Here is a 25,144-nt window from a genome sequence, read left to right as displayed (position 1 = left end):
GCCCCATGCCTGAATTACCAGAAGTCGAAACCACCCGCCGGGGCATTGCGCCGCACCTGGTGGGCCAGCGCGTCAGCCGGGTAATCGTGCGAGATCGTCGCCTGCGCTGGCCGATCCCTGAAGACCTCGACGTGCGCCTGTCGGGGCAGAAAATCGTGGCCGTAGAGCGTCGAGCCAAGTACCTCCTGATTCAGGCGGAGGTTGGCACCTTGATCAGCCACCTCGGCATGTCGGGCAATCTGCGTCTGGTGGATGCCGGTCTGCCGCCGCTCAAGCACGAGCACGTCGACATCGAACTCGAATCCGGCCTGGCTTTGCGCTACACCGACCCGCGTCGTTTCGGCGCCATGCTCTGGAGCCTCGACCCGCTCAACCACGAGCTGCTCGCGCGCCTGGGGCCGGAGCCGCTGACGGACGTGTTCGACGGTCTGCGTCTGTTCGAGCTGTCGCGGGGCCGTGCAATGGCGGTCAAGCCGTTCATCATGGACAACGCGATCGTCGTGGGCGTCGGCAACATCTATGCGACCGAAGCCCTGTTTGCCGCCGGCATTGATCCGCGCCGTGCCGCCGGGAGCGTTTCCAAGGCTCGCTATATAAAGCTGGCGATTGAAATCAAACGCATCCTGGCCGCCGCCATCGAACGGGGCGGTACCACGCTGCGCGATTTCATCGGCGGGGACGGCCAGCCTGGCTACTTCCAGCAGGAACTGTTCGCCTACGGCCGCGGCGAGCAACCGTGCAAGGTCTGCGGGACCACGCTGCGAGAAGTGAAGCTGGGTCAGCGGGCCAGCGTTTACTGCCCGAAGTGCCAGAAGTAGTTCCCGACAGCGACGGCGGCCGGGAACACTCACCGCCACCCTATCGCCAGGGTTTATCCGATCCCTCCTACAGGGCGTGTATCGTCAATGAGACACGCCGCCCCTTGCGTAAGCCCGCGCCCTGTTTATAGTGAACAGCTCCATCTCTGCCTTAGCCTGAAGGACCATGCCATGAGCCCGTTTCGCATGCTTGCTGCCACGTTGGCCGTGTTCTTCGGCTTGCAATTCACGCCTGCGCTGGCTCAGGACGCGACAGGCAGTGGTGATCCCGTCTACGAAATCGAAAGCCCTCCTGCCTACGCGATGATCGGCGACCTGCTGATTGCGCGGCCGATTCTCATCGCCGCCACCATCATTGGCGCCGGGTTGTTTGTGGTTGCACTGCCGTTTACCGCCACCGGCGGCGGCATTGGCCGTACCGGCAAGGCGCTTGTCGTGGATCCGGGCAAGGCGGCATTTGTCCGCTGCCTCGGTTGCACCGGCGATGGTTACGGCAAGCAGGACTGATCGGCGCAGGCGCGCATCAGCTTCAGCGCGGCATCGGGTTTGAATATCGTCGAAACGCCAATGCCGCGTGGGTCACTGGCCGCTTCAACCCTGGCACTGTTCTTGTGCCACAGCAGCACCTGCTGATTGCCAAAATCCTTCGCCGTCTCCTTTGACGTGTAACCGCGCTCGCGCAGGTCAGCCAAGTCCTGCTCCGTGAATGTGCCCGGTTCGTACTCGACCACATCCGGCGTGAACTGGTGGTGATAACGCGGCGTCGATGCCCAGTTGGCAATCGGCTGATCGTCGAGGTACTGCAGCATCGACAGCAGCACCATGCTGGGGATGCGGCTGCCGCCCGGGGTGCCAAAGGCGGCGAGGGACTGCGGGCCTTCGATGAAACTCGGACTCATGCTTGAGATCGGTCGCTTGCCCGGCTCGATGGCATTGGCATGACCGGCTGCTGCTGCCGAGCTGCCCTGGGTGTCGATGGCAAAGTCGTCCATTTCATCATTGAGGATAATCCCGGTGCCGGGCACGGTGAACGCCGAGCCAAAGGGCAGATTCAGTGAGAGTGTCGCCGTCACGGCGTTGCCCTCGTTATCCAGTACGGCGAAATGGCTAGTGTTGTCGCCTTCACGCCAGCGCGGAGCGGGCGGCAAGGTGTTGTTGGGTGTGGCGCGGTGTGCGTCGATGCTGGTGGTCAGTTGCATCAAGTAGTCGATGGAGAGGAGTTGGGCTACCGGGTTGGGCACGAAGTCAGGGTCCCCGAGCAACACGCGATCACGGTAAGCGCGGCGCAGCGCCTCGATCACAAAGTGCGCCCGCTGGATTTTGCCCGACTCTCGCCACGGCAGCTGTTGCAGCATGAACAGACTTTGCGCCAGAGCGATGCCACCTGCCGAGGGCGGCGGTGCGCTGATCAGCTCGCGTTGATCGGCCAGCTGAACGCGCAGAGGCGTGCGCGTGACGACTTCATACTCTTCAAAGTCGTGATAATTCCAGATGCCGCCGGCGCGACGAACGCCACTGACCATCGCCTGCGCCACCAGGCCGCTGTAGAACCCTGCGCGACCATTGTCGGCAAGGTGCTCCAGCGTCTGCGCGAGCTCCGGCTGGGTGATGACGTCACCCAGATTCGGCACGTCGTTGTTGCGCAGGAACAGGCGCGCGCTCTCCTTGTTATTACGCAGCGCGAACAGCCGCCAACTGGCGCGCTCGCGATAAACACTGTCTACCTTAAAACCGCGATACGCGACCCGAATGGCCGGCGCCAGGGAGATCGAAAGCGGCAGTCGGCCGTAGCGTTCAGCCAGTTCGACCAGCGCAGCGGGCAGTCCCGGAATCGCGGCCGCCAGAGGTCCGTTCAGGGACAGGTCCGGCTGGAGGATCCCGTTGCGGTGGAACATCTTGGGTTTGGATTTGAGCGGCGCTTTTTCGCGCGCGTCGAGAAACTGATACTGGATGGGGACACCCGATTGGCGCAGCAGGAAAAACCCGCCGCCGCCGAGGCCCGACGCGTAAGGTTCAACCACGGCAAGCGTGGCGCTGATGGCAATGGCGGCATCGAATGCGTTACCGCCGTCGACCAGGATTTCCTGACCGGCTGCCGTCGCGATGGGATGCGGGCTGGCGATGGCGGCCTGATCAGGATGATCGGGGCTGGCCTGAGCCGAACAAACGCACAGCAGAAACACTGCGCCCGACAAAACAGGTATCCGTTCCAGCATAGAGATCATGCGTATCTCGCTCAATTCAACAGGCGTTATAAGCCAGTGTCTTCGGCGAAAGCACGTATGCCGACAGGATATGCGTTCGGTTATGCCTTGCTGGTGATCAGGTTGTACTTGGCCATGAGCTCGTCCTTGCTCTCCACATGGTTTTCATCCAGCGGGATGCAATCCACGGGGCAGACCTGCTGGCACTGCGGTTCGTCATAGTGGCCGACGCATTCGGTGCACAGGTTGGGATTGATCACGTAGATCTCTTCACCCTGGGAAATGGCTTCGTTCGGGCACTCGGGTTCGCAGACGTCGCAGTTGATGCAATCGTCGGTGATGATCAGGGACATGGATACTCCTGCCACGGTCGACACCGAGGCATATCAAAACGAATGCGGCGAATTGTGCCGCATTAGCGCTCGGTATGCACCTTACCTCGACGCAAGGCCTCAGGCTTTGAAGCGTTCGCTCAGCGCCTGGGCCACGGCGGGGTGTACGAACTTGGTGATATCACCGCCTAATGCGGCGATTTCCCGGACTAGCGTAGATGAAATGAACGAATAGCGTTCGGACGGCGTAAGAAAAAGACTTTCGATGTCAGGGGCCAGTTGCTTGTTCATGTTGGCGAGCTGAAATTCGTACTCGAAATCCGACACCGCGCGCAGGCCGCGCAGCAGGATATTTGCGTTCTGTTCCTGAGCAAAGTGCGCCAGCAGCGTCGAAAATCCTACGACTTCCACGTTGTGCAGGTGTTTGGTCGCTTCGCGGGCGAGCGCGACACGTTGCTCCAGCGGGAACAGGGGGTTTTTCTTGGGGCTGGCGGCAACGGCGATGACCACTTGATCGAACAGGCGCGAGGCGCGCTCGACCAGATCGCCATGACCCTTGGTGATAGGGTCGAAGGTGCCGGGGTACAACACTCGGTTCATCGCGTCGTCCTGGTCGGAGTTCGTTGGGGACTGGATGGTAACGCAGCGCAATGGACCGGCCAAGCTGCTGAAGAATGTAGTGGGGCGTTGCGGTGTGGCGCGCGACGATTTCCTGGCTAAAGCCAGTTCTACAGGATAATCGCGTTCAAATAGTGGGACCGGCTTCAGCCGGGAAGAGGCCCGTGTGGGCGCCATAAGATTAGCGGTGTGACGCGAGACGCCTTCCCGGCTAAAGCCGGTCCCACAATGTTCCACAGCCAGCCCCGCTGGCCAAGTGCGTTGGGTCAGTCAGAATTCGCAAGCCCATCAGCGCACGAACAGTCGCTGAATCAGCTTCTGAATTGCCTTTCCATAGGGCGGGTAGAGCAGCCGTGCGGCGTTGAATCGTTGCTTGATCAACACACCTTTGGCATGGCTGAACGTCAGAAACCCTTCGTGCCCGTGGTATTGGCCCATGCCCGACGCGCCGATGCCGCCGAAAGGCAAGTCGTCCTGGGCGACATGCAGCAGGGTGTCATTCAGGCAGACGCCGCCCGAATGCGTCTGCTCCAGCACGCGGTTCTGTTCATGTCGGTCGTAGCCGAAGTAGTACAGCGCCAGTGGCCTTGGACGCTGATTGATGTAGGCGAACGCGTGCTCGATCTGGTCGTAGGGTACGATCGGCAGCAGCGGGCCGAAGATCTCGTCCTGCATGATCAGCATGTCGTCGCTCACATCCAGAATCAGGCTGAACGGCATTCTGCGGTCCTGCCCCTCGGCGAACAGCTGAACCACCCGGGCACCCTTGGTTTGCGCGTCGGCGAGATACGAATTCAGCCGTGCGACATGCCGCTGATTGATGATGGCGGTGTAGTCCGGGTTATCCGTCAATGTCGGATAAAGCCGCGCGACGGCTTCCCTGTAGGATTCGACGAATTCGTCAACGCGATCCCTGGACACCAGAACGTAGTCGGGCGCTACGCAGGTTTGCCCGGCATTAAGGGTTTTGCCAAAAGCGATGCGTTCGGCGGCGTCCTTGAGCGGGACGTCGCGGGACACGATGGCGGGGGATTTGCCGCCCAGCTCCAGCGTCACGGGCGTGAGGTTTTCCGCCGCCGCGCGCATGACATGCCGCCCGACGCTGGTGGCACCCGTGAACAATAAATGATCAAACGGCAGTCTGGAGAAGGCCGCACCAACCTCTGCCTCGCCCAACACAACGCCGACGTGGTCCTCCGCAAACACCCGCCCCAGCAGGGTTTTCAGCAAGGCACCGGTGGCGGGCGTGGATTCGCTGAGCTTAAGCATCGCGCGGTTACCCGCCGCCAACGCGCCCGCCAGCGGCCCGATGGCCAGATACAGTGGGTAATTCCACGGCACCACCACGCCAATCACCCCCAATGGTTGGTAAACGACTTTGGCGCTGGCGGGCTGGAACGCCAGGCCGACGCTTCGGCGCGAAGGCCGCATCCATTTCTTCAAATGACGTTGGGCGTGGCGGATGTTGTGCAGGCAGGGCATCAGCTCGGCGAGGAGCGTTTCATCGGCGCTGCGGTGGCTGAAATCAGCGCTGATCGCGTCAATGATCGCCTGACGCTCGGTGCTGAGCAGCGTGTGCAGGCGGTCGAGCCATTGCCTGCGTTCTTGCAGCGTCGGCATCGGATTGGCGGCGAATGCGCGACGTTGTTCGTCGAATACCTGCTCCAGGCTGCTGCGAAGGGGAGGGGCATCGTCTGCACATGGCAGAAGACTGGATTCGACGGGCATCGCAGCGGTCCTGATTGACGTTATGCAGTGCTTTTAGAGTCATTGCTCTACGAAGTCAACGGTGCTTGCATTCGCTCGCAGGCGCACGCCAGACTGTCCGGGCAAAAAACTGAACTGGCGCCCTGCATCACCTGACACGGAGTCTCAATGCGCACGGATTATCTGGCGTTTTTTCTTTCCCTGTTCCTCTCGCGCCTCGCCGATCAGGTTCTCCTGTTTCTGGTGCCGTTGATTGTGTTCCAGAGCACCAACAGCGCGTCACTGGCAGGGCTTGCGTTCTTCGTCGAGACATTGCCGCGCTTCCTTGCATTCCCCATTTGCGGCGCGCTTTGCGACAAACACTCTCCCATCCGGCTGCTGCACATCAGCCAGATATATCGCGCCTTGATCTGCCTGGTCGCCATGGGGCTGTACGGCCTGTTTGGCGGCATCGGCTGGCTGATCGGTCTGTCGGCAATATGCGGCGTCCTGACCACCCAGGGAATCATGGCCCGTGAGGTGGTGATGCCGCACATTTTCCCGGATTACCGCTACGGCAAGACGCTGTCCTACTCTCAGATTGCCGACCAGACCGGCTTGGTGCTCGGCCCTTTGCTGGCGGCGCTGGCGCTGGAAATCTGCCCGTGGTGGGGGGTCGTCATCGGTGTGGCGCTGGTCTTCGTCGCGGCGGATCTGGCCATGCGCGTCTGGCAACGCAACAGCGATGTCATGCTGGAGCGCTTTGATCAACACGCCGACATCTGGACTCAGCCACTGAAAATCGCTTTCGGGCATATTCGCCGGCTGCCCGAGTTGCAGAAGATCATTTTGCTTGCCGTCGGCGTCAACCTGATCGTCGGTGTCACGCTGGCCAGCTCCGCCGCCATGATGATCGGCTCATTCAGCGAGAGCAAAGATTTTTACGCTGGCCTCCAGGCGGCGGGCGCCTTGCTGACCATCGCGATTCTGTTTGTCCTGGCGCGGATAAGCCTGCCGCTGAAACTGCTCGGTGCGATGTCATATATCGCCTTGCTGCTGGGTGCATTCATTACCGCTACCAGTGCGTCATCCGAGGTCTACCTCGTCGGCTTTCTGCTGATCGTCGGCTTCGACAAGATGTTCAACGTGTACATGCGCAGCATCCGTCAGCGGGTCATCCCGGAGCGCGACTTCGGCAAGACCGTGGGCGTCATCACGCTGCTGAACAACTTGTCGCAACCGCTGGCCGGTCTGCTGGTCGGCGTGCTGACGGCGCCAATCGGGCTGCGCGGCGTCATTTTGATCAACGCGCTGGCGGCAGGCGTGCTCGGGGTGGGTGTGGCAGCGGTGGTTCGGCTCAGGCTGGCGACTGCCGTGGAGCGATGAAGTCTGCAACGGGCCCGACGCTTGCGTTAAGATCCGGCACATTCCTGTTACATTTCGACGTTCGAGTTGAACATGGCGCCGCGCATCAAAACCGTACGCATCAACACACGTGAACGCATCGTGCATTGCAGCCTGGACCTGTTCAATCAGCAGGGCGAGCGCAGCGTCAGCACCAATCACATCGCTGCGCACATGGAAATGTCGCCCGGCAATCTGTACTACCACTTCCCCAACAAGCAGGCGATCATCGCTGAGTTGTTCACCGAATACGAAACCCTGGTCGACAGCTTTCTGCACCCGTCCAAGGGCCGTCTGCCGGGTGTCGAAGACAAGCGCCATTACTTGATGGCGATTCTCGACGGCATGTGGCGCTACCGTTTTCTGCACCGCGACCTCGAGCACCTGCTTGAAACCGATTCTGAGCTGGCGGTGCGTTATCGACGCTTCTCTCAACACTGCCTGATCAAGGCGATGTCCATTTACAGCGGCTTTGTCGACGCGCAGATTCTGAGCATGGACAAGGTCCAGATCGAATCGCTGACGCTCAATGCGTGGATCATCCTCACGTCTTGGGTGCGTTTTCTGTGCACCACCCGGGAAAACGCCGCTCACCTGAATGAGGACGCGATACGTCGCGGCGTTTATCAGGTGCTGATGCTGGAACTGGCCTACGTCACGCCCCAGGCGCGGGAAGCAGTGAATACGCTGTGCGCGGAGTTTTACGTGCCGTTGGCCAAGGCACTGGAAGACGCTGGCTGAATCGGCCCGGTTGTCTCACTCGATTGTCATATCGCCCTTTTTTACTGCCTGCAGGAGCCTGTCATGTCCATCGCGCAATTGATCAGCCCGCAACAATTGTCAGAACGCCTGACCCAGCCCGGGCTTGTGATACTGGATTGTCGTTCGTCGCTGGACGATCTGGACTACGGCCAGCGCAGCTACGCAGAGGGCCATATCGAAGGCGCTTCCTACGCTGACTTGCTCAATGATCTCAGTGGTGCCATCACCAAGGGTGTGACAGGTCGCCACCCGCTGCCGGATCCGCAGACACTGATCGAGCGCTTGCGGTTCTGGGGTGTGAACAACCACAGCGATATCGTGCTGTACGACGATGGCCCGGGTGCGTATGCCGCCCGAGCCTGGTGGTTGCTGGCGTGGCTGGGCAAGCGCGACGGCGTGTATGTGCTCGATGGCGGGCTCAAGGCCTGGCATGGGGCGGGTCTGCCGCTGAGTCTTGATCCGCCGCACCAACCCGAGGGTTCATTCGACGGCGTGCCAGATGAATCGATGGTGCTGACGGCCGAGCAACTGCAGGCCCGCATCGGCGATCCCGCCATGACGCTGATTGACGCACGTGCCCCCGCGCGGTTCCGGGGTGAGGTCGAGCCCATCGACCCTATTGCGGGGCACATTCCGAGCGCACAGTGCGCGGCATTCACCGACAACCTCGGGCCGGATGGCCGCTTTCTCCCGGCAGAGCGACTGAAGCAGCGCTTCGCCGAGGCACTACAAGGCCGTCCTGCCCATGCGCTCGTCGCTTATTGCGGTTCCGGCGTAACGGCCTGTCACAACCTGTTTGCCTTGGCCCTCGCCGGGTATCCGCTGGGGGCGCTGTACGCGGGATCGTGGAGCGAGTGGATCAATGATCCGCAGCGAGGCGTCGCGACCGGGGACTAAGGTCGCGGCGTATGTGCCTCACATCTGGCCCATCGCCCAGCGCAGCAAGAAGAACACCAGCAATCCGCCGCCGATGGTCGCCAGAAGATTGCGGCTGAATGCCGCAATGCCAATCGACACGATCCCGGCCAGCAAGTAGGCGTTGCCCAGGGACAACTGCCAGTGCGTGCCGTCGGGCAGCAACATGCCAGGGACAACGATGGCGGTCAGCACGGCGGTGGGTACGTAATGCAGGCCTTGGCGCACCAGCGGCGGGAAACGCAGGTTCGGCCAGGCGAACAGGCTGTAGCGCATCAGAAAAGTGATCGCGGCCATGCCCAGAATCAGCCACCAGTACGTCATGGGCGTACCTGGTTCGGGTTCACGTCGTTCTGCCTTTCAGGCTGCCGTCTTTCCAGACACACCCCCGCCGCGATGCCACAGAAGGCAGCGGCCATGAGCCCTAATTTGTAGGGCCACGACCATGTCAGCAGGGCAACCGCGCCAGCGACCAACGCGGCGGCGATCTGCGGTTGGTTGCGCAGCAGCGGCACGACGATACCGATGAAGGTCGCCAGCATCGCGAACTCCAGGCCCCAACTGGCCATGTCGGGAAAAGCCTGACCAAACAGCATACCCACCAGCGAGCTGCTCACCCAACAGGCGTACAGCGAGCTCGCCACGCCCATCCAGTACCAATGCGCGAGCGGCGTCCGGCCGTGGACCAGGTAGTGGCGTTGAACGATGGCGAAGGTTTCGTCCGTCAGCCAGAACGCCAGCAACAAACGCCAGCGCTGAGGCAGCTCCTGAACCTGTGGCTGCAGGGTGGCGCTGTACAGCACGTGGCGCAGATTGACGATGAACGTCGTCAACAGAATCACCACCGCGCCGGCCCCGGCGCCCATCAGGCTGATGACGATGAACTGCGCCGATCCTGCGTAAACGAACATCGACATGCCGACCGCCTGCCAAAGCGTCAGGCCGCCCACGCCGGCGAGGGTGCCGAAGATAATGCCGAACGGGGCAATGCCGACCAGCATCGGCAGGCTGTCGCGAAGGCCGCGGACGAAGAATTGATGTCGGGACATGGTTTTTCTCCTTATGTCCCGATGTTATGCGGGCGGCGCATACGTGTCTTGAACGATCGTGCAGGCGTTAGCGGTGTGTCTGCGCGCCATGGATGTCCGTCAGCCACGCCGGAATCCGCTGCTCCAGGTAATACGTCGGCTTTCTAATCGTGCCGCCGACAAAACCCACGTGCCCGCCTTTTCTCTGCAGGTCGAATTCCGTACTGGACGACAGCTCAGAGGCTTCAGGCAGGCTGTGTTTGAACACGAACGGGTCATCAAGGGACTGAATCAGCAGGGTTGGCGTGCGGATGGCGCCGAGGAAGTACCGACTGGAGGCGCGCCGGTAGTAATCATGGGCGTCCACGAATCCATTGAGCGGCGCTGTCACGCGCCCGTCGAAGTCCCAAAAGGTGCGCATGTCTTTCAACGATCCCAAGGCCGCCAGTTCTGCCAGGCCGTCGTTGAGTCCTTCATGCTGAAAGCGCCTCTGCTTGTCCTTGATGTAGCCGACCATCTCGCGCATGAAGTGGCGTTGATAGACCTTGGAGAAGCCCAGCCCGATCCGGTCGGCGCATTCGTCCAGACGAAACGGTACGGATACCGCCGCAGCGCCTTGCAGGTGGCTGTCGAGGCCGGTTTCGCCGAGGTGCTTGAGCAAGATGTTGCCGCCGAGGGAATACCCGACAGCGTAAAGCGGCGCCAATGGCCGGGCCTTGCGCAGATGATCGATCACGGCGGCAAGGTCTTCGCTGGCGCCCGAGTGATAGCTGCGAGGCAACAGATTTGGCTCTCCTGAACAGCCTCGCCAGTTAAGGGCGACACTTGCCCAGCCGCGTTTTTCCATGGCGTGCTGCAGCCCGGCGACATAGGGGGAGTTGGACGAGCCGGTCAGACCGTGCAGCACGAGCACGACCGGCACAGTGGCGTCGTGTGGGCCGTGCCAGTCCATGTCGAGGAAATCCCCGTCCTCAAGCCAGACGCGCTCGCGCCGGCGCTCAAGGTGAGTGGTCGGACGCCAGAGCGGTCCCCACAGCGTCTGCAAGTGCGGGTTGCCCAGGCCGAACGCCGGGGTAAACCCGGGAAGGTCAGCTCGCGACGACACTGCGTTCCCACACCGCGTAGTGAACCTGACCGGCCTTCTTCTCACGGTGCAGGCGCCAGTTGGCCGGCATGCCCAGCGTGGAGGGCGCGGTTTCGCTTTCGGTGTAGATCCACGCGTTGTCCGCCAGCCAGTTACGCTCTTCCAGCAGCGTGCACGCAGGCATCAGCAAGTCCTGGTGGAACGGCGGGTCGAGGAACACCACGTCGAAGTGTTCGGCCGGCTGGGTTTCCAGATGGCGAAGGGCGTCGCCTGTCGCAGTTTTGCCAACCGTGCAACGCAGCGTACCGAGGTGCTCGCGCAGGCTGGAAATCGCCATCGAGTTGGTGTCCAGCGCCAGACCCATGCTGGCGCCGCGGGAAAGGGCTTCAAGGTACAGCGCGCCACTGCCGGCGAACGGATCGAGGACGCGCGCGCCCTCGATGTACGGCGCCAGCCAGTTGAACAGGGTTTCACGCACACGATCCGGCGTCGGGCGCAGACCGGGGGCGTCAGGGAAACTCAGACGCCGACTGCGCCATTCGCCGCCGATGATCCGCAGTTGGCCGAGGCCCGTGTGGATTTTGTGCCCTTTGTGGATACGTGGCGGCTTGGAAGTCGAGGTCATCAGTGCTCCGGAACGCCGAGCGGTTGCTCGGCGGGTTTGTCAGTAGGGGGCGGCAGTGGCTTCTGCGGGACGGTCGGACCTGCAGTCACGATCACCAGCTTGTCAGCGTCCAGATGTTTGTTCATCACGGTCTTGATCTGCTCGACCGTGACGCTCTGGGACTGCGTCATGAAATCTTCGAGGTAGGTCAGCGGCAGATTATAGAAGCCGACCGCGCCCAGTTGCCCAACGATGGCCGCATTGCTGGCAGTCGCCAGCGGAAAGCTGCCGGCCAGTTCGCGCTTGGCATCGTCGAGTTCTTTCTGGGTCGGGCCGTTGGCAAGGAAGTCACGGGTGATGTCCTTGACCAGCTTGAGCGTGTTTTCACTCAGTTCGGCGCGGGTCTGCAGGCTGATCATGAACGGACCCTGTGCCTGCATCGGCGTGAAGCCTGAAGACACGCCGTATGTCAGGCCGCGTTTTTCCCGCACCTCGGTCATCAGACGGCTGCCGAAACCGCCGCCGCCGAGAATCGAGTTGCCCAGTGACAGGGCCGCGTACTCAGGATCGCCTCGGGTGATGCCCAGCTCAGCCAGCATGAGGTGCGTCTGCTTGGACGGAAACTCGATGTGGGTTTCACTCGGCTTGGGTTCGGTCGGTGCAACGGTTTGTGCCAGTGCCGGACCTTTCGGCAGCGCGGCGGAAACCTGGGTCGCTACCGCTTCGGCCTCTGCGCGTGTCAGGTCGCCAGCCAGCGCGATGACTGCGTTGCCAGCGGCATAGGCCTTGGCATGAAAGGCTTTCAGCTGAGCCAAAGTCAAAGGTGCGATGCTTTTCGCCGTGCCCATACTTGGGTGCGCGTAAGGATGGTCGCCGTACAACCGCTTGAACAGCTCATCGCCTGCCAGCTTGCCCGGGTTCTGCATTTGATATTCGAAACTTGCCAGTAACTGGTTTTTGATCCGCGCCAGCGAGTCCGCCGGGAACGTCGGTTTGCCCACCACCTCGGCAAACAGTTTCAACGCAGGCTCGCGCTTGTCGGCGGCGCTCAGGCTGCGCAGCGAAGCGATCGCCATGTCGCGATAGGAGCCGTTGCCGAAATCAGCGCCCAGCCCTTCGAAGCCTTCGGCGATGGCGCTGACGTTCTTGCCTTTGACGCCCTCGTTGAGCATCGCGTTGGTGACCAGCGCGATGCCGGGGTTGGCGCCGTCCTGGCTGCTGCCCGCCGCGAACAGCAGGCGCATGTCGAACATCGGCAGCTCATGGGCTTCGACAAACAGCACGCGAGCGCCTTCGGCGGTACTCCACGACTGAATGTTCAGCGAACGGCGAGCGGGCGCTTTACCGTCCAGCTCCTTCAGGGACTCCAGCGTGCTGGCGGCCTTGTCGATGGCCTTAGGGGCATCCGCGGCGGTCTCTGCCATCGCCGACGCCGCGCCCAGCAGGCCAAACGTCACGGCGAGTGCGAATGAGCAGGCCCGCGTTCGCGCAGAGCGGGATTCGTTGCGCTGGCTCATTGGGCTTTCTCCTCAGGCAAAACATGCGCAACGGCAAGGCGCTCGCGGGTGAAGTAAGTACGGGCGGCTTTCTGGATGTCTTCCGGTGTCACGCTTTGCAACCCGGCCAGTTCCTCATCAATGAGCTTCCAGGACAGGCCCACCGTTTCCAGTTCGCCAATGGTGCTGGCCTGACTGGTAATAGAATCGCGCTCATAGACCAATCCGGCGATCACCTGGGCCCGGACCCGTTCCAGCTCTTCCTTGGCGGGCGGCTTGGTTTTAAGTTCGTCGAGCAGGCGCCAGATGCCGGCTTCAGCGTCGGCGAGGGTTTTCTTCTTCTGCTGATTGGGCGTGGCGCTGACGGTGAACAGGCTGTCCCCACGGGTGTAAGCGTCGTAGTCGGACGCCGCGCCGGTGACCAGTTCTTCGCCGCGCTCCAGGCGGGTCGGAATGCGCGCGCTGTAGCCGCCATCGAGCAAGGCCGAAATCAGGCGCAGTGCGTTGACTGACTGTGGATCGGTGGCGGTGGCCAGGCTCGGCACGTTGAAGCCATACATCAGGCTCGGCATCTGCGTGGCGACATGCACGGTGATCTGGCGCAGGCCAGGCTCGGCCAGCTCCAGCGGTTTTTTCGACGGCGGTACATCCCGGCGCGGCACCGGACCGAAGAAGCGCTCAGCCAAGGCTTTCACCTCATCGGGCTTCACGTCGCCGACCACCACCAGCGTGGCGTTGTTGGGCACGTACCAGGATTCATACCAGTGGCGCAGCTCCTCGACCTTCATGCGCTCAAGGTCTGCCATCCAGCCAATGGTCGGCGTGTGGTAGCCGCTGGCGGGGTAGGCGATGGCCTTGAAGCGCTCGTAGGCCTTGGCGTTCGGCTTGTCATCGGTGCGCAGGCGGCGCTCTTCCTTGATGACTTCGATTTCCCGCGCGAACTCTTCAGGGGGCAGGCGAAGGGTGGCCATGCGGTCGGCTTCCAGTTCGAAGGCAACCGCCAGTCGATCACGGGCCAGCACTTGGTAATAAGCGGTGTAGTCGTCGCTGGTGAAAGCGTTCTCTTCGGCGCCCAGGTCACGCAGGATCAGCGATGCTTCGCCGGGTCCCGCCTTCGAGCTGCCCTTGAACATCATGTGTTCCAGCGCATGGGACAGGCCCGTCTGGCCAGGCGTCTCGTAGCTGGAGCCGACCTTGTACCAGACCTGCGAAACCACGACCGGTGCGCGGTGGTCTTCACGCACGACGACCTTCAGGCCGTTATTCAGCGTGAATTCGGTGGTGGGTTGAGGGTCGGCAGCCGATGCGGCGAAGGGCAAACAGATTGTGCTGAGCAGCAGGCCTGCGGCACAGCGGGCTAGAGCATTCATTCGTGATTTGAACCTTGGAGACGGCCTGCTTAGCGTCAGCGGGCGCGGGGGTGTTAGGATAGCGGCCAGTTTGCCTGACGACTATGGCTAAGATGTCCGAGCCGTAAACAGACCTTGTAAGACTTGGCCTGAATTAGCGTGTAGGACGGCCTGGCGAGGTCCGATCATTTGACGCGGGCAACCTATGAACAAGCGGACATAAAAGCAGTCTGTTTCGCATACAGAATTTTTCAGAGGCGCCGCTCTGGCGCGTCGTTACCGTGAGATAGCCGTCCTCCATGTTTGGTTCCAACGACGACAAGAAGACCCCAGCCCCGGCTGGCGAGAAGAAAGGCCTGTTCGGATGGCTGCGCAAAAAGCCGCAGGAAGTCACTCCCGAGCCGCCTCAGAATGCCCCCGCTCCAGCGCCAGAGTCCGTGCCCGATCAGGCCCCGGCGGTTGCTGAGCAGCATAACGCCCCGGCCATCCCGGCCGAGCGCGCGCCGCAAAACGCGCCGCAACCCTTGCCACAAACCGCTACGATTGAAGCGCTTTCGGCCCCTATCGAAGATCCCTGGCTTCACCTGCCCGTTGCCGAAGAGCCCGTCGCCTTCACCGATGAGCGCGAGCCTCACGTCACGCCGCCCATTCCGGCACACACCGAGTCCAACGTGGAATCCGCCGCCGCTTTTGTGGCTGAAGTGCCTGCTCACCCGACGGTCATCGACACAACGTCGTTCGAGGTGGCTCCGTCCATCGAGCCGACCCCGGTCGCACTCCCTGATCCGGTTTCCGGCAATGATCTTCCTTCGCTGACGCCGCCGTTGACGACAGCACCGATGGTTCCAGCCGCGGCCGCTGTGCCCGTTCTTGAAACCAGCGTGCCACCTGTTCCGTTCGAAGGAACCACCGCACCCAAGCAGCCTGGTTTTTTCGCGCGCCTGAAGCAGGGCCTGTCGAAAACCAGCGCCAGCCTGGGCGAAGGCATGGCCAGCCTGTTCCTCGGCAAGAAAGCCATCGACGACGACATGCTCGACGAGCTGGAAACCCGGCTGCTGACCGCGGACGTTGGGGTGGAAGCAACGTCGGCAATCGTGCGCAACCTGACGCAGAAAGTGGCGCGCAAGCAGCTCACTGACAGCGACGCGCTGTACAAATCGCTGCAAAATGAACTGACCGAAATGCTCAAGCCAGTGGAAGCTCCGCTGGTCATCACTGCACAGCACAAGCCGTTCGTGATTCTGGTCGTGGGCGTCAACGGCGCGGGTAAAACCACCACCATCGGCAAACTCGCCAAGAAGCTCCAGCTTGAAGGCAAAAAAGTCATGCTGGCGGCGGGTGACACCTTCCGTGCTGCAGCGGTTGAGCAACTGCAGGTCTGGGGCGAGCGTAACAAGATTCCGGTCATCGCCCAGCACACTGGCGCTGACTCGGCTTCAGTGATTTTCGATGCCGTTCAGGCTGCAAAAGCCCGCGGCATCGACGTGTTGATCGCTGACACCGCGGGCCGCTTGCACACCAAAGACAACCTGATGGAAGAGCTGAAGAAGGTTCGCCGCGTGATCGGCAAGCTGGACGCCGACGCGCCGCACGAGGTCCTGCTGGTCCTGGATGCCGGTACGGGTCAGAACGCGATCAACCAGGCCAAACAGTTCAACCAGACCGTCCAGCTGACCGGCCTCGCGCTGACCAAGCTCGACGGCACCGCCAAAGGCGGCGTGATCTTCGCCCTGGCGAAGCAATTTGGCCTGCCGATTCGCTATATCGGCGTGGGTGAAGGCATCGACGATCTGCGCACCTTCGAAGCCGAGCCGTTCGTCCAAGCCCTATTTGCCGAGCGGGAGCGCCCATGATTCGTTTCGAACAGGTCGGTAAACGCTATCCGAACGGACACGTCGGCCTGCATGAGCTGAGCTTTCGAGTACGTCGTGGCGAATTTCTATTTGTGACAGGTCACTCCGGCGCGGGCAAGAGCACTTTGCTGCGCCTGCTGCTGGCGATGGAGCGTCCTACCACTGGCAAGCTTCTGCTGGCGGGTCAGGACCTGGGCCAGATCAGCACTGCGCAGATTCCTTTTTTGCGTCGGCAGATTGGCGTGGTGTTTCAGAATCACCAGTTGCTGTTTGATCGCACGGTGTTCAATAACGTTGCGCTGCCGCTGCAGATCCTCGGCCTGTCCAAGACCGAAGTGGTCAAGCGCGTCGATTCGGCCCTTGAGCGGGTTGCGTTATCCGACAAAGCCGAGCTGTATCCGGGTGACTTGTCTACCGGTCAGCAACAGCGCGTCGGCATCGCCCGCGCCATCGTTCACCGTCCGGCCCTGCTGCTGGCAGACGAACCCACCGGTAACCTCGACCCGCGGCTGGCAGCTGAAATCATGGGCGTGTTCGAAGACATCAACCGCTTGGGCACCAGCGTGCTGATTGCGAGCCACGACCTGGCACTGATCGCACGGATGCGCCACCGCATGCTGACGTTACAGCGCGGCCGACTGATCGGCGACGGGGAGGCAGGCGTATGAGTGCCACTCGCAGCCCCAAGGTTTCCGAACGCGTAGCGCCCAAAGCTTCAGACCCGGCGCCGCAAAAGAAAAAGAAACGCGATGACGATGACGGCCCGAGTTTCGGTGAGTTGTTCAACGCTTGGCTCGAGGCCCACCGCTCAAGCCTGCTGGACAGCCTGCGCCGTCTCGGCAAGCAGCCCATCGGCAGTTTCTTTACCTGTCTGGTGATGGCCATCGCGCTGAGCTTGCCGATGGGCTTGTCATTGTTGCTAAGCAATGTCGAGCGTCTTGGCGGTTCGTGGCAGCGTGCGGCGCAGATATCCCTGTATCTGCAGCTGGATGCGTCGCCGAGCGAGGGAGAAGGCCTTGTTCGTCAGATCAAGGAAATGGGCGGCGTCGCTGACGCTGAGTACATCAGCCGCGATGAGGCGCTGAACGAATTCCAGAAACAGTCCGGGCTGGGCGAGGCGCTCAAGGAACTGCCTGAAAACCCGCTGCCCGGTGTCGTGCTGGTTACACCACTGGAAGTTGACAAAGCCGCGCTGGAAGCATTACGTACACAGCTGGCCGAGTTGCCCAAAGTCCAGCAGGCACAACTAGACCTGGTCTGGGTCGAGCGTTTAGCCGCTATCTTGAAGCTGGGTGATCGGTTCGTGTTTGGCCTGACGGTTTTGCTGGTCGCAGCACTGCTGTTGGTCATCGGTAACACCATTCGTCTGCACATCGAGAACCGTCGTACGGAAATCGAGGTCATCAAGTTGGTAGGCGGTACGGACAGCTACGTGCGCCGGCCCTTCCTTTATATGGGCGCTTTGTACGGGCTGGGCGCCGGGGTGCTCTCCTGGGGTGTTCTGGCTTTTGGGCTAGACTGGCTGAACGATGCGGTGGTCAAACTGGCCGGGCTGTACGGCAGCGATTTTGCCCTTGCCGGCGTGCCAGTGTCCGACGGCGCGTCGCTCTTGCTTGGAGCGGTGCTGTTGGGGTATATCGGTGCGTGGATTGCGGTAGCACGCCATTTGAGAGAGTTGGCGCCTCGTTAGTGTTGAGTAGCTTCATCGTTAGTAAATTTTGTTTCACCTATTGACTTTTCAGCTCAGGGAACTTGTCTAGCGGTTCCCGGTCAATTTCGCAGTGCTGAACTGCACGAGTTATGTGTCGGAGGTTTTTCGTATGACCAATTCTTTGCAACCTGCGTATGCCTTAGTCCCGGGTGCAAACCTGGAAGCCTATGTGCACACGGTTAACAGCATTCCACTGCTGACGCCCGAGCAGGAGCGTGAACTGGCCGAGAGTCTCTACTATGAGCAGGATTTGGGGGCGGCTCGGCAGATGGTGCTCGCCCACCTGCGATTTGTCGTGCATATCGCACGCAGTTATTCCGGTTATGGACTGGCTCAGGCTGACCTGATTCAGGAAGGTAACGTTGGCCTGATGAAGGCCGTGAAGCGCTTCAACCCCGAGATGGGTGTGCGCCTGGTGTCCTTTGCCGTGCACTGGATCAAGGCCGAGATTCACGAGTTCATCCTGCGCAACTGGCGCATCGTGAAGGTCGCGACCACCAAGGCTCAGCGCAAGCTGTTCTTCAACCTGCGCAGCCAGAAGAAGCGTCTGGCCTGGCTGAACAACGAAGAAGTGCATCGCGTCGCCGAGAGTCTGGGCGTTGAGCCCCGTGAAGTGCGCGAGATGGAAAGCCGTCTGACTGGCCACGACATGGCCTTCGACCCGGCGGCAGAAGCCGACGATGACAGCGCCTTCCAGTCGCCAGCCAACTACCTGGAAGACCATCGTTACGATCCGGCGCGTCAGCTGGAAGATTCCGACTGGACTGACAGCTCGACGGCCAACCTGCACGAAGCGCTGAACGTGCTCGACGATCGCAGCCGCGACATTCTGTATCAGCGCTGGCTGGCGGAAGAGAAGGCCACGCTGCACGACCTGGCCGAGAAGTACAACGTCTCCGCCGAGCGTATTCGTCAGCTCGAAAAGAGCGCGATGAACAAGCTGAAACTGTCGATCGCTGCCTGATCGCTGCGCTGAAACCCAAAACGCCCCGAGTTGATCGGGGCGTTTTTGTTTGTGGGGTGTATTGCGCCTGATGCGGAAACTACTAACAGCGTGAACGCGAATCTGACCCTGCCCATCCCGCAGGCTGGACGCGGTTTCTGAGTAGGACCGGCTTCAGCCGGGAAGAGGCCGGGTTGAGCACCATCAGGCTTGCGGCGTGACGCATAACGCTTTCCCGGCTAAAGCCAGTCCTACGAAAGCTATAAAGCCAGACTGGGGCTCACCACCTGCGACTGTGATTCAACCCCATCAAATACTCATCCCCACCCAACTGACGCATCTGCTGGCGGATCCAGCTCGCGCGACTTGCGACGTAGCTGCTGGGGTGGCTGGCGCTCCACTCCCGGGGGTTGGGCAGGACGGCGGCGAGATAGCTCGCTTGTTGTGTGGACAGCTGGCTCGCATTCACATGAAAGTGATGCTGCGCAGCGGCCTGAGCGCCGAAAACACCGTCGTCCCATTCCACGCTGTTCAGGTACACCTCAAGAATGCGCTGCTTGGACCAGAACACCTCGATCAGCCCGGTAAACCAAGCCTCCAGGCCCTTGCGAAAGTAACTGCGCCCCGACCACAGGAACAGGTTTTTCGACACCTGCTGGCTCAGCGTGCTGGCCCCGCGCAGGGAGCCGCCGCGTTCGTTATGAACCAGCGCTGCCTGAATGGCGTCGATATCGAAACCCCAGTGCTCGGCGAACTTCTGGTCCTCGCCCGCAATGACGGCGATTTTCAGGTCATTTGAGATGTGGTCCCATGACTCCCAGTCGCGCTGCAGGTCAATGGGCTGACCGTCAAACCAGGATTCAATCTTGCGTTCGACCATCAAAGCGGTAAACGGAGGAGGGACCCAGCGGAAAATCAGCACCAGCACGACACTTGCCGCTGCGAACCAGAGCAGGCCTTTGGCGACACGACGGAGTAGTAATTGCAGCATAGAGATGGCTTGGCCGAACCGGTTGAGCGGGCCATTATACAGACCACGCGTCATTGAACTTGCCTGGAGTTGTACATGTTACGAACCTTTCTGATGTTGGCCTCCTTCTTCGGATTTACCGGCGTTGCCCTTGGTGCGTTTGCTGCCCACGGCCTGAAAAACCGTCTGACCCCCGAGTACCTGGCTGTCTTTCATACCGGCGTGCTCTACCAACTGATTCATGCGCTGGCGATCTTTGGCGTGGCACTGCTGGCGATGCAGATCCAGGGCCGGCTCGTCACCTATGCAGGGATCTCCTTCACCCTGGGCATCATCCTGTTTTCCGGCAGCCTCTACTTGATGACGCTGACGGGCGCCACCAAGCTGGGCATCATCACCCCGTTCGGTGGCCTGTTTTTCCTGATCGGCTGGGCGATTCTCGGCTGGACGGCATGGCGCCTGGGACTCGACACGCTTTAATCCCGTCTGGAGCGCGCGTCTGCCGCGGACGCGTCGCAAGCACTCGGCCACGCCTGAGACGAATGGCGTGGCTTTGCCTTGGTCATACCGACCGATCGGGCTAGAATGCTCGCCCCTAAAATGATGGCTGCCCTCTCGCATGCGCATTCAGTTGAACGGTGAATCCTTTGAGCTGCCCGATGGCGAGACCGTTGCGGGATTGTTGTCACGTCTGGATCTGACCGGGCGCCGAGTCGCCGTCGAGCTCAATCTGGACATTGTTCCGCGCAGCCAGCATGCCGCCACGGCGCTGACCGAAGGCGATCAGGTCGAAGTGGTGCACGCCATCGGTGGCGGCTAGCCCCTCGACGCGCTGCGGGCCTGGTCCGCAAGCACTGCAAGAACCTCAACCGTAAAGAGGATTTCAGATGAGCAACGTTCGCAGCGACAAGCCGTTCACCGTGGCCGGTCGGACTTTTCAGTCGCGCCTGTTGGTCGGCACTGGCAAGTACACGGACATGGAACAGACCCGTCTGGCCATCGAAGCCTCGGGCGCCGAGATCGTCACCGTTGCAGTGCGCCGGACCAACCTGGGGCAGAACCCGGGCGAACCGAACCTGCTCGACGTGCTGCCGCCGGACCGCTACACCATCCTGCCTAACACTGCGGGTTGCTACGACGCCATCGAGGCCGTGCGCACCTGCCGCCTGGCCCGCGAGCTGCTCGATGGCCACAATCTGGTCAAGCTGGAAGTCCTCGCTGACCAGAAAACCCTTTTCCCCAATGTCATCGAAACCCTGAAGGCGGCCGAAACGCTGGTCAAGGACGGCTTCGACGTCATGGTCTACACCAGCGATGACCCGATCATCGCCCGCCAGCTCGCCGAAATCGGCTGCTGCGCAGTGATGCCCCTCGCGGGCCTGATTGGTACTGGCCTGGGGATCTGCAACCCGTACAACCTGCAGATCATCCTCGAAGAATCGAAAGTTCCGGTGTTGGTGGATGCCGGTGTCGGCACTGCGTCCGATGCCACCATCGCCATGGAGCTGGGGTGTGAGGCGGTGCTGATGAACTCGGCCATCGCCCACGCGCAACACCCGGTGCTGATGGCCGAAGCCATGAAACACGCCATTCTGGCAGGCCGCATGGCCTACCTAGCCGGCCGTATGCCCAAGAAACTCTATGCCAGCGCGTCTTCGCCGCTGGATGGTCTGATCAAGTAAGAGCCTGTTGATGATTGATTCGCAAACGCCCGACCCACTTCCGGACGATGAAGTGATGAATGACGAAAACGCCAAAGCGCCAGGCGATGACAGCCATCACCGGCGCATCAAGAGCTTCGTGATGCGCGCCGGTCGGATGACCGAAGGCCAGCAACGTGGTCTGGATCAGGGCAAGGAGCGTTTCGTGCTTCCGCTGGCCGACGCCCCGGTGGATTTCGATCAGGTGTTTGGTCGCTCGGCCCCGCGCACCCTCGAAATCGGCTTCGGCATGGGCCACTCGTTGCTGGAAATGGCCGCCGCGGCGCCAGAGCAGGATTTCATCGGCGTGGAAGTGCACCGTCCGGGCGTCGGCGCCTTGCTCAACGGCGTACTGACCCAGGGGCTCACCAACCTGCGCGTTTATGATTGCGATGCGATCGAAGTGCTCAACCGTTGTGTGGCCGACAACAGCCTGGATCGGCTGATGCTGTTCTTCCCGGACCCTTGGCACAAGTCCCGCCATCACAAGCGCCGCATCGTTCAGGCCGAATTTGCCGAGCTGGTGCGCACCAAGCTGAAGCCGGGTGGCGTGCTGCACATGGCGACCGACTGGGAACCCTATGCCGAATACATGCTGGAAGTGATGAACGTGGCGCCGGGTTACCGCAACCTGGCAGAAGACGGCAAATGCGTTCCGCGCCCTGCGGAGCGTCCGGTCACCAAATTCGAGCGCCGTGGGGAACGCCTCGGTCACGGGGTTTGGGACCTGAAGTTCGAGAAGCTGGCCTGATCACTTCTTGACCAGAAGCGGCCCGGTAGCGGCCGCTTTTGAGTTTTTACAGCGCATTTCAGCCAACAGTTCGCCTTGTATGACGCACCCTTCGATTTCTTCCTAATAAAGCTACAGGGTCTTCGGAATCGTCCGACATCCCTTTTCAGTTCTGATCTTCATAGTCCCCGCCGTTGCATATATCAATATTGATGACGAGGAATGAAGATGAACAAGTTTTGGCAAATGGCTGCAATCGCCACGCTGATTGCGACCACCAGCGGGTGTGTCAGCTACAACGTCAGCCAGCCAAGCGCTTCGCTGTCCGGCGACGTGAAGACTGATCTGAAGGCTGACGTCAAAGTCGGTGAAGCCATCAGCGGCGAGTCGTCCACCAATGTTCTGTTCGGCTGGTTGAACATCGGCGGCGATACGCAGTTTGCGGACGGCGTGACCTACGGCGGCGCGAGCGGCGGTGGCATGGGTCTTCCTCTGCCGGACCCGATCTCCTCCACCAAGGCAGCCGCGGCCTTCAAGGCCGTCAAATCGTCCGGTTCCGACCTGATCGTGGCGCCGCGTTACGAAGTCACCGTCAACGATTACTTCATCTTCAAGCAAGTGAACGTGAAAGTGACCGGCAACAAAGGCAGCATCCAGAGCATTCGCTGATGGGCTGATCGCACCCAGCAACAGCGGAGTGTGATTTCTAGAGAGCGCCCCTCCCGCGCCCGCGGGCAGGGGCGCTTTTACGTTTCCGGCCGGTTATTTCCGATCAGCCACCACCCCGATCAGTACCAGTACCACCAGCAACACCGGCGCCAGGCTGTAGTTGTTGAACTGGCTCAGGCCGCGCACGACCCACGGCGTTGCATAAATCAGCGCAGCGCCACTGCCGACGGTGCAGAGCAGCGCCATGATCGGAATGCGCAGGGCGCCGGCAAAGCCGCCGATGCGGCCTTCGATCCAGCCCTTGATGTCAGTTCCGAACAGAATGAGCAGACAGCCCACCAGTGCCAGGGCGATTTCCGACAAATTGCTGCGACTCCAGCGCGAGACAGTGGCCAGCAAGTCGAGTACGAATTCCATTCAGTGTCCTTAGTGTTGAGCCTTACAGAAGAAAGTGCTGCAGCAGGTCGTTGAGGAATAACTGGCCGCGCGCGGTTGCCACCAACCGCGCCGGATCGGTCTCCAGCAAGCCGCGTTGCTCCGCCTCAAGACGGGCGCTGGCGAGCGAATCGACGATTAGACCGGTGCGGCGCTGAAATAATGCAGCGTCCACGCCTTTTGTCAGGCGCAGAGCGTTCATCAAAAATTCAAACGGCATCTCATCAAGTGGCAGCAGCTTTTCGCCAGCCTGATAGGCCTTGGCCGGATTGAGGTAATCCTTGGGCAGCCGGGTTTTCCAGGTGCGGATGATGCGCCCGTCCGGGTGGCTGAGCTTGCCATGGGCCCCCGCGCCGATCCCGATAAAGTCCCCGAAGCCCCAGTAATTCAGGTTATGCCGGGCTTCGCGCTGCGGCTGTGCGTAGGCAGACACTTCGTATTGGGCGTAGCCGTTTTCCCGAAGCAGCGTCTGACCGGCCTCTTGAATGTCCCAGAGAATGTCGTCTTCCGGCAGCGTGGGCGGCTGATTCCAGAACACCGTATTCGGCTCAAGGGTCAGCTGATACCAGGACAGGTGCGTCGGGGCGAGGGCGATCGCCTGACGCAGGTCGCCGAGGGCGTCTTCCTGGGACTGATCCGGCAAACCGTGCATGAGGTCCAGGTTGAAGTTATCGAAACCCGCCTGACGCGCCATGTCCGCCGCGCGCACGGCTTCATCGCCGTTATGGATACGCCCGAGGGCCTTGAGCTTGGCCTCCTGAAAACTCTGGATACCGATCGAGAGGCGATTGATGCCCAGGCCGCGATAGGCGCTGAATTTCACCTGCTCGAAGGTGCCGGGGTTGGCTTCCAGCGTGATCTCAATGTCTGGGGCGAAGCGGATGCGTTGTTCCACGCCGCGCAACAAACGGCCCAGCGCATCGGCGCTGAACAGACTGGGCGTGCCGCCGCCGAAGAAAATCGTGCTCAGCTCGCGGCCGTAGACGTGGGGCAGGTCCTGGTCGAGATCGGCCAGCAGCGCGTCGACGTATTCCTGCTCCGGCAACACCGGGCTCGCCGTGTGGGAGTTGAAATCGCAATAGGGGCATTTGCGCACGCACCACGGAATATGGATGTACAGCGACAGCGGCGGCAGCTCGGCAAGGGGCGTGCGTGGCTGCTCAGAGGAGAAGCCGGCCGCGCCCAGAATCAACGGCCGGGTGGTGGAATCCTGAGTCATTGTTGATCAGGGCTCAGCCCCAGACGCTGACGCAGGAGGGCCATGGCGCGGGCGCGGTGGCTGATCTGATTCTTGTCGGCCGGGGTGAGTTCGGCGCTTGAACAGTTGCGCTCCGGCACCCAGAACAGCGGGTCATAACCAAAGCCGTGTTCGCCGCTGGCGGCGGTGAGGATGCGGCCGTGCCACAGACCTTCGCAGAGGATCGGCAGCGGGTCGTCGGCGTGGCGCACCAGTGCCAGAACGCAGACGAACTGGGCGCCGCGTTGTTCGGCGGGTACGTCCTTGAGGGCGTCCAGCAATTTGGCGTTGTTCGCCGCATCACCCTGACCGTCGGCGTAACGCGCGGAGTAAATGCCCGGCGCACCGCCCAGGTAATCCACGGCCAGTCCTGAATCATCGGCCAGCGCCGGCAGACCGGAAATACGCGCAGCGTTGCGCGCCTTGAGGATCGCGTTCTCGACGAACGACAGCCCTGTTTCTTCGGGCTCCACGGTGCTGAACTCGCCAATCGAGCGCAGATGAACGCTCGCGCCGAGCATGGCCTGGAGTTCTTTGAGTTTGCCGGCGTTGTGGCTGGCCAGTACAAGCTGGGAGAGGGTCATGATGAGTCCGTG

Annotated in this window: 28 protein-coding genes; 14 read left to right on the top strand and 14 right to left on the bottom strand. The window is 61.3% G+C overall.

Annotated elements, in window-relative coordinates:
* Positions 1-5: 5 nt before the first annotated feature.
* Together mutM and FX982_RS06470 are read left to right on the top strand one after the other, a co-directional pair.
* Positions 6-818, top strand: a complete 813-nt coding sequence (mutM, locus tag FX982_RS06475) for a bifunctional DNA-formamidopyrimidine glycosylase/DNA-(apurinic or apyrimidinic site) lyase (protein WP_172610045.1) — start codon at positions 6-8, stop codon at positions 816-818.
* Positions 819-989: 171 nt separating this feature from the next.
* Positions 990-1,325, top strand: a complete 336-nt coding sequence (locus tag FX982_RS06470; RefSeq protein ID WP_172610044.1) for a multidrug transporter — start codon at positions 990-992, stop codon at positions 1,323-1,325.
* Here FX982_RS06470 and ggt read toward each other — a convergent pair.
* From ggt to FX982_RS06450, 4 genes are all read right to left on the bottom strand, one after another.
* A complete protein-coding gene (gene ggt, locus FX982_RS06465; protein WP_254074912.1) occupies positions 1,307-3,034 on the bottom strand; it encodes a gamma-glutamyltransferase in 1,728 nt (575 codons plus the stop codon). The genes FX982_RS06470 and ggt overlap by 19 nt on opposite strands.
* Before the next feature lie 89 nt (positions 3,035-3,123).
* The gene (locus FX982_RS06460) at positions 3,124-3,375 is read right to left on the bottom strand and encodes a YfhL family 4Fe-4S dicluster ferredoxin (RefSeq protein ID WP_065991092.1); all 252 of its coding nucleotides are present in this window, start codon (positions 3,373-3,375) and stop codon (positions 3,124-3,126) included.
* Between the two features lie 99 nt (positions 3,376-3,474).
* Positions 3,475-3,954 (bottom strand): pantetheine-phosphate adenylyltransferase, encoded by a 480-nt coding sequence (gene coaD, locus FX982_RS06455; RefSeq protein WP_065991094.1) that lies wholly within the window; start codon positions 3,952-3,954, stop codon positions 3,475-3,477.
* 306 nt (positions 3,955-4,260) lie between these two features.
* The gene (locus FX982_RS06450; protein ID WP_172610042.1) at positions 4,261-5,700 is read right to left on the bottom strand and encodes a coniferyl aldehyde dehydrogenase; all 1,440 of its coding nucleotides are present in this window, start codon (positions 5,698-5,700) and stop codon (positions 4,261-4,263) included.
* A gap of 147 nt (positions 5,701-5,847) precedes the next feature.
* Between FX982_RS06450 and FX982_RS06445 the strand changes: the two genes are divergently transcribed.
* From FX982_RS06445 to FX982_RS06435, 3 genes are all read left to right on the top strand, one after another.
* Complete coding sequence (locus tag FX982_RS06445) at positions 5,848-7,044, top strand: MFS transporter (RefSeq protein ID WP_172610041.1); 1,197 nt, start codon at positions 5,848-5,850, stop codon at positions 7,042-7,044.
* Positions 7,045-7,116: 72 nt separating this feature from the next.
* On the top strand, positions 7,117-7,803 hold the full coding sequence (locus tag FX982_RS06440) for a TetR/AcrR family transcriptional regulator (RefSeq protein WP_172610040.1): 687 nt from the start codon (positions 7,117-7,119) through the stop codon (positions 7,801-7,803).
* A 63-nt stretch (positions 7,804-7,866) separates the two neighbouring features.
* Positions 7,867-8,721 (top strand): sulfurtransferase, encoded by an 855-nt coding sequence (locus FX982_RS06435; protein WP_172610039.1) that lies wholly within the window; start codon positions 7,867-7,869, stop codon positions 8,719-8,721.
* An 18-nt stretch (positions 8,722-8,739) separates the two neighbouring features.
* Here the strand turns inward: FX982_RS06435 and FX982_RS06430 are convergent, their stop codons facing one another.
* The 6 genes from FX982_RS06430 to FX982_RS06405 form a co-directional block, all read right to left on the bottom strand.
* Positions 8,740-9,063 (bottom strand): AzlD domain-containing protein, encoded by a 324-nt coding sequence (locus FX982_RS06430; protein ID WP_172610038.1) that lies wholly within the window; start codon positions 9,061-9,063, stop codon positions 8,740-8,742.
* Positions 9,060-9,788: an AzlC family ABC transporter permease gene (locus tag FX982_RS06425; protein ID WP_172610037.1), complete on the bottom strand. Its 729-nt coding sequence runs from the start codon at positions 9,786-9,788 to the stop codon at positions 9,060-9,062. Before FX982_RS06425 ends, FX982_RS06430 begins: the two co-directional genes overlap by 4 nt.
* Before the next feature lie 67 nt (positions 9,789-9,855).
* Positions 9,856-10,872, bottom strand: coding sequence for a hydrolase (locus tag FX982_RS06420; RefSeq protein WP_172610036.1), 1,017 nt, complete (start codon positions 10,870-10,872; stop codon positions 9,856-9,858).
* Positions 10,856-11,476: a 16S rRNA (guanine(966)-N(2))-methyltransferase RsmD gene (rsmD, locus tag FX982_RS06415; protein WP_122624404.1), complete on the bottom strand. Its 621-nt coding sequence runs from the start codon at positions 11,474-11,476 to the stop codon at positions 10,856-10,858. Before rsmD ends, FX982_RS06420 begins: the two co-directional genes overlap by 17 nt.
* Positions 11,476-12,972 (bottom strand): M16 family metallopeptidase, encoded by a 1,497-nt coding sequence (locus FX982_RS06410; RefSeq protein WP_172610035.1) that lies wholly within the window; start codon positions 12,970-12,972, stop codon positions 11,476-11,478. The genes rsmD and FX982_RS06410 overlap by 1 nt, the downstream gene beginning before the upstream one ends.
* Positions 12,969-14,321, bottom strand: coding sequence for a M16 family metallopeptidase (locus FX982_RS06405; RefSeq protein ID WP_172610034.1), 1,353 nt, complete (start codon positions 14,319-14,321; stop codon positions 12,969-12,971). Before FX982_RS06405 ends, FX982_RS06410 begins: the two co-directional genes overlap by 4 nt.
* A 278-nt stretch (positions 14,322-14,599) precedes the next feature.
* Between FX982_RS06405 and ftsY the strand changes: the two genes are divergently transcribed.
* From ftsY to rpoH, 4 genes are all read left to right on the top strand, one after another.
* Positions 14,600-16,153, top strand: a complete 1,554-nt coding sequence (ftsY, locus tag FX982_RS06400; RefSeq protein WP_172610033.1) for a signal recognition particle-docking protein FtsY — start codon at positions 14,600-14,602, stop codon at positions 16,151-16,153.
* Positions 16,150-16,821: a cell division ATP-binding protein FtsE gene (gene ftsE, locus FX982_RS06395; RefSeq protein WP_037018829.1), complete on the top strand. Its 672-nt coding sequence runs from the start codon at positions 16,150-16,152 to the stop codon at positions 16,819-16,821. Before ftsY ends, ftsE begins: the two co-directional genes overlap by 4 nt.
* Positions 16,818-17,843 carry a permease-like cell division protein FtsX gene (gene ftsX, locus FX982_RS06390; protein ID WP_172610032.1) on the top strand — a complete coding sequence of 342 codons (1,026 nt, stop codon included), beginning with the start codon at positions 16,818-16,820 and terminating at the stop codon, positions 17,841-17,843. The genes ftsE and ftsX overlap by 4 nt, the downstream gene beginning before the upstream one ends.
* Positions 17,844-17,973: 130 nt before the next feature.
* Positions 17,974-18,828, top strand: coding sequence for an RNA polymerase sigma factor RpoH (gene rpoH, locus FX982_RS06385; protein ID WP_065991120.1), 855 nt, complete (start codon positions 17,974-17,976; stop codon positions 18,826-18,828).
* Between the two features lie 259 nt (positions 18,829-19,087).
* Here the strand turns inward: rpoH and mtgA are convergent, their stop codons facing one another.
* Positions 19,088-19,798: a monofunctional biosynthetic peptidoglycan transglycosylase gene (gene mtgA, locus FX982_RS06380; protein WP_172610031.1), complete on the bottom strand. Its 711-nt coding sequence runs from the start codon at positions 19,796-19,798 to the stop codon at positions 19,088-19,090.
* Positions 19,799-19,873: 75 nt separating this feature from the next.
* Between mtgA and FX982_RS06375 the strand changes: the two genes are divergently transcribed.
* From FX982_RS06375 to FX982_RS06355, 5 genes are all read left to right on the top strand, one after another.
* Positions 19,874-20,257 carry a DUF423 domain-containing protein gene (locus FX982_RS06375; protein WP_065991125.1) on the top strand — a complete coding sequence of 128 codons (384 nt, stop codon included), beginning with the start codon at positions 19,874-19,876 and terminating at the stop codon, positions 20,255-20,257.
* Positions 20,258-20,396: 139 nt separating this feature from the next.
* The gene (thiS, locus tag FX982_RS06370) at positions 20,397-20,597 is read left to right on the top strand and encodes a sulfur carrier protein ThiS (protein WP_172610030.1); all 201 of its coding nucleotides are present in this window, start codon (positions 20,397-20,399) and stop codon (positions 20,595-20,597) included.
* Positions 20,598-20,664: 67 nt separating this feature from the next.
* Positions 20,665-21,459, top strand: a complete 795-nt coding sequence (locus FX982_RS06365) for a thiazole synthase (RefSeq protein ID WP_065991132.1) — start codon at positions 20,665-20,667, stop codon at positions 21,457-21,459.
* A gap of 55 nt (positions 21,460-21,514) precedes the next feature.
* Complete coding sequence (gene trmB, locus FX982_RS06360) at positions 21,515-22,228, top strand: tRNA (guanosine(46)-N7)-methyltransferase TrmB (protein WP_172612993.1); 714 nt, start codon at positions 21,515-21,517, stop codon at positions 22,226-22,228.
* Positions 22,229-22,435: 207 nt separating this feature from the next.
* Positions 22,436-22,876, top strand: a complete 441-nt coding sequence (locus FX982_RS06355; protein ID WP_065991133.1) for a hypothetical protein — start codon at positions 22,436-22,438, stop codon at positions 22,874-22,876.
* Between the two features lie 93 nt (positions 22,877-22,969).
* On the opposite strand, the gene FX982_RS06350 is transcribed toward FX982_RS06355, so the two are convergent.
* Genes FX982_RS06350 through rdgB form a run of 3 tightly spaced genes read right to left on the bottom strand, consistent with a single transcriptional unit; the run spans position 22,970 to position 25,135 of the window.
* Positions 22,970-23,293, bottom strand: coding sequence for a DUF3392 domain-containing protein (locus FX982_RS06350; protein WP_172610029.1), 324 nt, complete (start codon positions 23,291-23,293; stop codon positions 22,970-22,972).
* Between the two features lie 22 nt (positions 23,294-23,315).
* Positions 23,316-24,530 carry a radical SAM family heme chaperone HemW gene (gene hemW, locus FX982_RS06345; protein ID WP_172610028.1) on the bottom strand — a complete coding sequence of 405 codons (1,215 nt, stop codon included), beginning with the start codon at positions 24,528-24,530 and terminating at the stop codon, positions 23,316-23,318.
* Positions 24,527-25,135, bottom strand: a complete 609-nt coding sequence (gene rdgB, locus FX982_RS06340) for an RdgB/HAM1 family non-canonical purine NTP pyrophosphatase (RefSeq protein WP_172612992.1) — start codon at positions 25,133-25,135, stop codon at positions 24,527-24,529. Before rdgB ends, hemW begins: the two co-directional genes overlap by 4 nt.
* Between the last annotated feature and the right edge of the window lie 9 nt (positions 25,136-25,144).

Source organism: Pseudomonas graminis (assembly GCF_013201545.1).
Taxonomy (GTDB): Bacteria; Pseudomonadota; Gammaproteobacteria; order Pseudomonadales; family Pseudomonadaceae; genus Aquipseudomonas.
This window is presented reverse-complemented; position numbering and strand designations above follow the sequence as displayed.

Coding starts and splice junctions, on each gene's coding strand:
- mutM (WP_172610045.1), top strand. CDS start 6: ATGCCTGAATTACCAGAAGTCGAAACCACCCGCCGGGGCATTGCGCCG.
- FX982_RS06470 (WP_172610044.1), top strand. CDS start 990: ATGAGCCCGTTTCGCATGCTTGCTGCCACGTTGGCCGTGTTCTTCGGC.
- ggt (WP_254074912.1), bottom strand. CDS start 3,034: ATGCTGGAACGGATACCTGTTTTGTCGGGCGCAGTGTTTCTGCTGTGC.
- FX982_RS06460 (WP_065991092.1), bottom strand. CDS start 3,375: ATGTCCCTGATCATCACCGACGATTGCATCAACTGCGACGTCTGCGAA.
- coaD (WP_065991094.1), bottom strand. CDS start 3,954: ATGAACCGAGTGTTGTACCCCGGCACCTTCGACCCTATCACCAAGGGT.
- FX982_RS06450 (WP_172610042.1), bottom strand. CDS start 5,700: ATGCCCGTCGAATCCAGTCTTCTGCCATGTGCAGACGATGCCCCTCCC.
- FX982_RS06445 (WP_172610041.1), top strand. CDS start 5,848: ATGCGCACGGATTATCTGGCGTTTTTTCTTTCCCTGTTCCTCTCGCGC.
- FX982_RS06440 (WP_172610040.1), top strand. CDS start 7,117: ATGGCGCCGCGCATCAAAACCGTACGCATCAACACACGTGAACGCATC.
- FX982_RS06435 (WP_172610039.1), top strand. CDS start 7,867: ATGTCCATCGCGCAATTGATCAGCCCGCAACAATTGTCAGAACGCCTG.
- FX982_RS06430 (WP_172610038.1), bottom strand. CDS start 9,063: ATGACGTACTGGTGGCTGATTCTGGGCATGGCCGCGATCACTTTTCTG.
- FX982_RS06425 (WP_172610037.1), bottom strand. CDS start 9,788: ATGTCCCGACATCAATTCTTCGTCCGCGGCCTTCGCGACAGCCTGCCG.
- rsmD (WP_122624404.1), bottom strand. CDS start 11,476: ATGACCTCGACTTCCAAGCCGCCACGTATCCACAAAGGGCACAAAATC.
- FX982_RS06410 (WP_172610035.1), bottom strand. CDS start 12,972: ATGAGCCAGCGCAACGAATCCCGCTCTGCGCGAACGCGGGCCTGCTCA.
- FX982_RS06405 (WP_172610034.1), bottom strand. CDS start 14,321: ATGAATGCTCTAGCCCGCTGTGCCGCAGGCCTGCTGCTCAGCACAATC.
- ftsY (WP_172610033.1), top strand. CDS start 14,600: ATGTTTGGTTCCAACGACGACAAGAAGACCCCAGCCCCGGCTGGCGAG.
- ftsE (WP_037018829.1), top strand. CDS start 16,150: ATGATTCGTTTCGAACAGGTCGGTAAACGCTATCCGAACGGACACGTC.
- ftsX (WP_172610032.1), top strand. CDS start 16,818: ATGAGTGCCACTCGCAGCCCCAAGGTTTCCGAACGCGTAGCGCCCAAA.
- rpoH (WP_065991120.1), top strand. CDS start 17,974: ATGACCAATTCTTTGCAACCTGCGTATGCCTTAGTCCCGGGTGCAAAC.
- mtgA (WP_172610031.1), bottom strand. CDS start 19,798: ATGCTGCAATTACTACTCCGTCGTGTCGCCAAAGGCCTGCTCTGGTTC.
- FX982_RS06375 (WP_065991125.1), top strand. CDS start 19,874: ATGTTACGAACCTTTCTGATGTTGGCCTCCTTCTTCGGATTTACCGGC.
- thiS (WP_172610030.1), top strand. CDS start 20,397: ATGCGCATTCAGTTGAACGGTGAATCCTTTGAGCTGCCCGATGGCGAG.
- FX982_RS06365 (WP_065991132.1), top strand. CDS start 20,665: ATGAGCAACGTTCGCAGCGACAAGCCGTTCACCGTGGCCGGTCGGACT.
- trmB (WP_172612993.1), top strand. CDS start 21,515: ATGAATGACGAAAACGCCAAAGCGCCAGGCGATGACAGCCATCACCGG.
- FX982_RS06355 (WP_065991133.1), top strand. CDS start 22,436: ATGAACAAGTTTTGGCAAATGGCTGCAATCGCCACGCTGATTGCGACC.
- FX982_RS06350 (WP_172610029.1), bottom strand. CDS start 23,293: ATGGAATTCGTACTCGACTTGCTGGCCACTGTCTCGCGCTGGAGTCGC.
- hemW (WP_172610028.1), bottom strand. CDS start 24,530: ATGACTCAGGATTCCACCACCCGGCCGTTGATTCTGGGCGCGGCCGGC.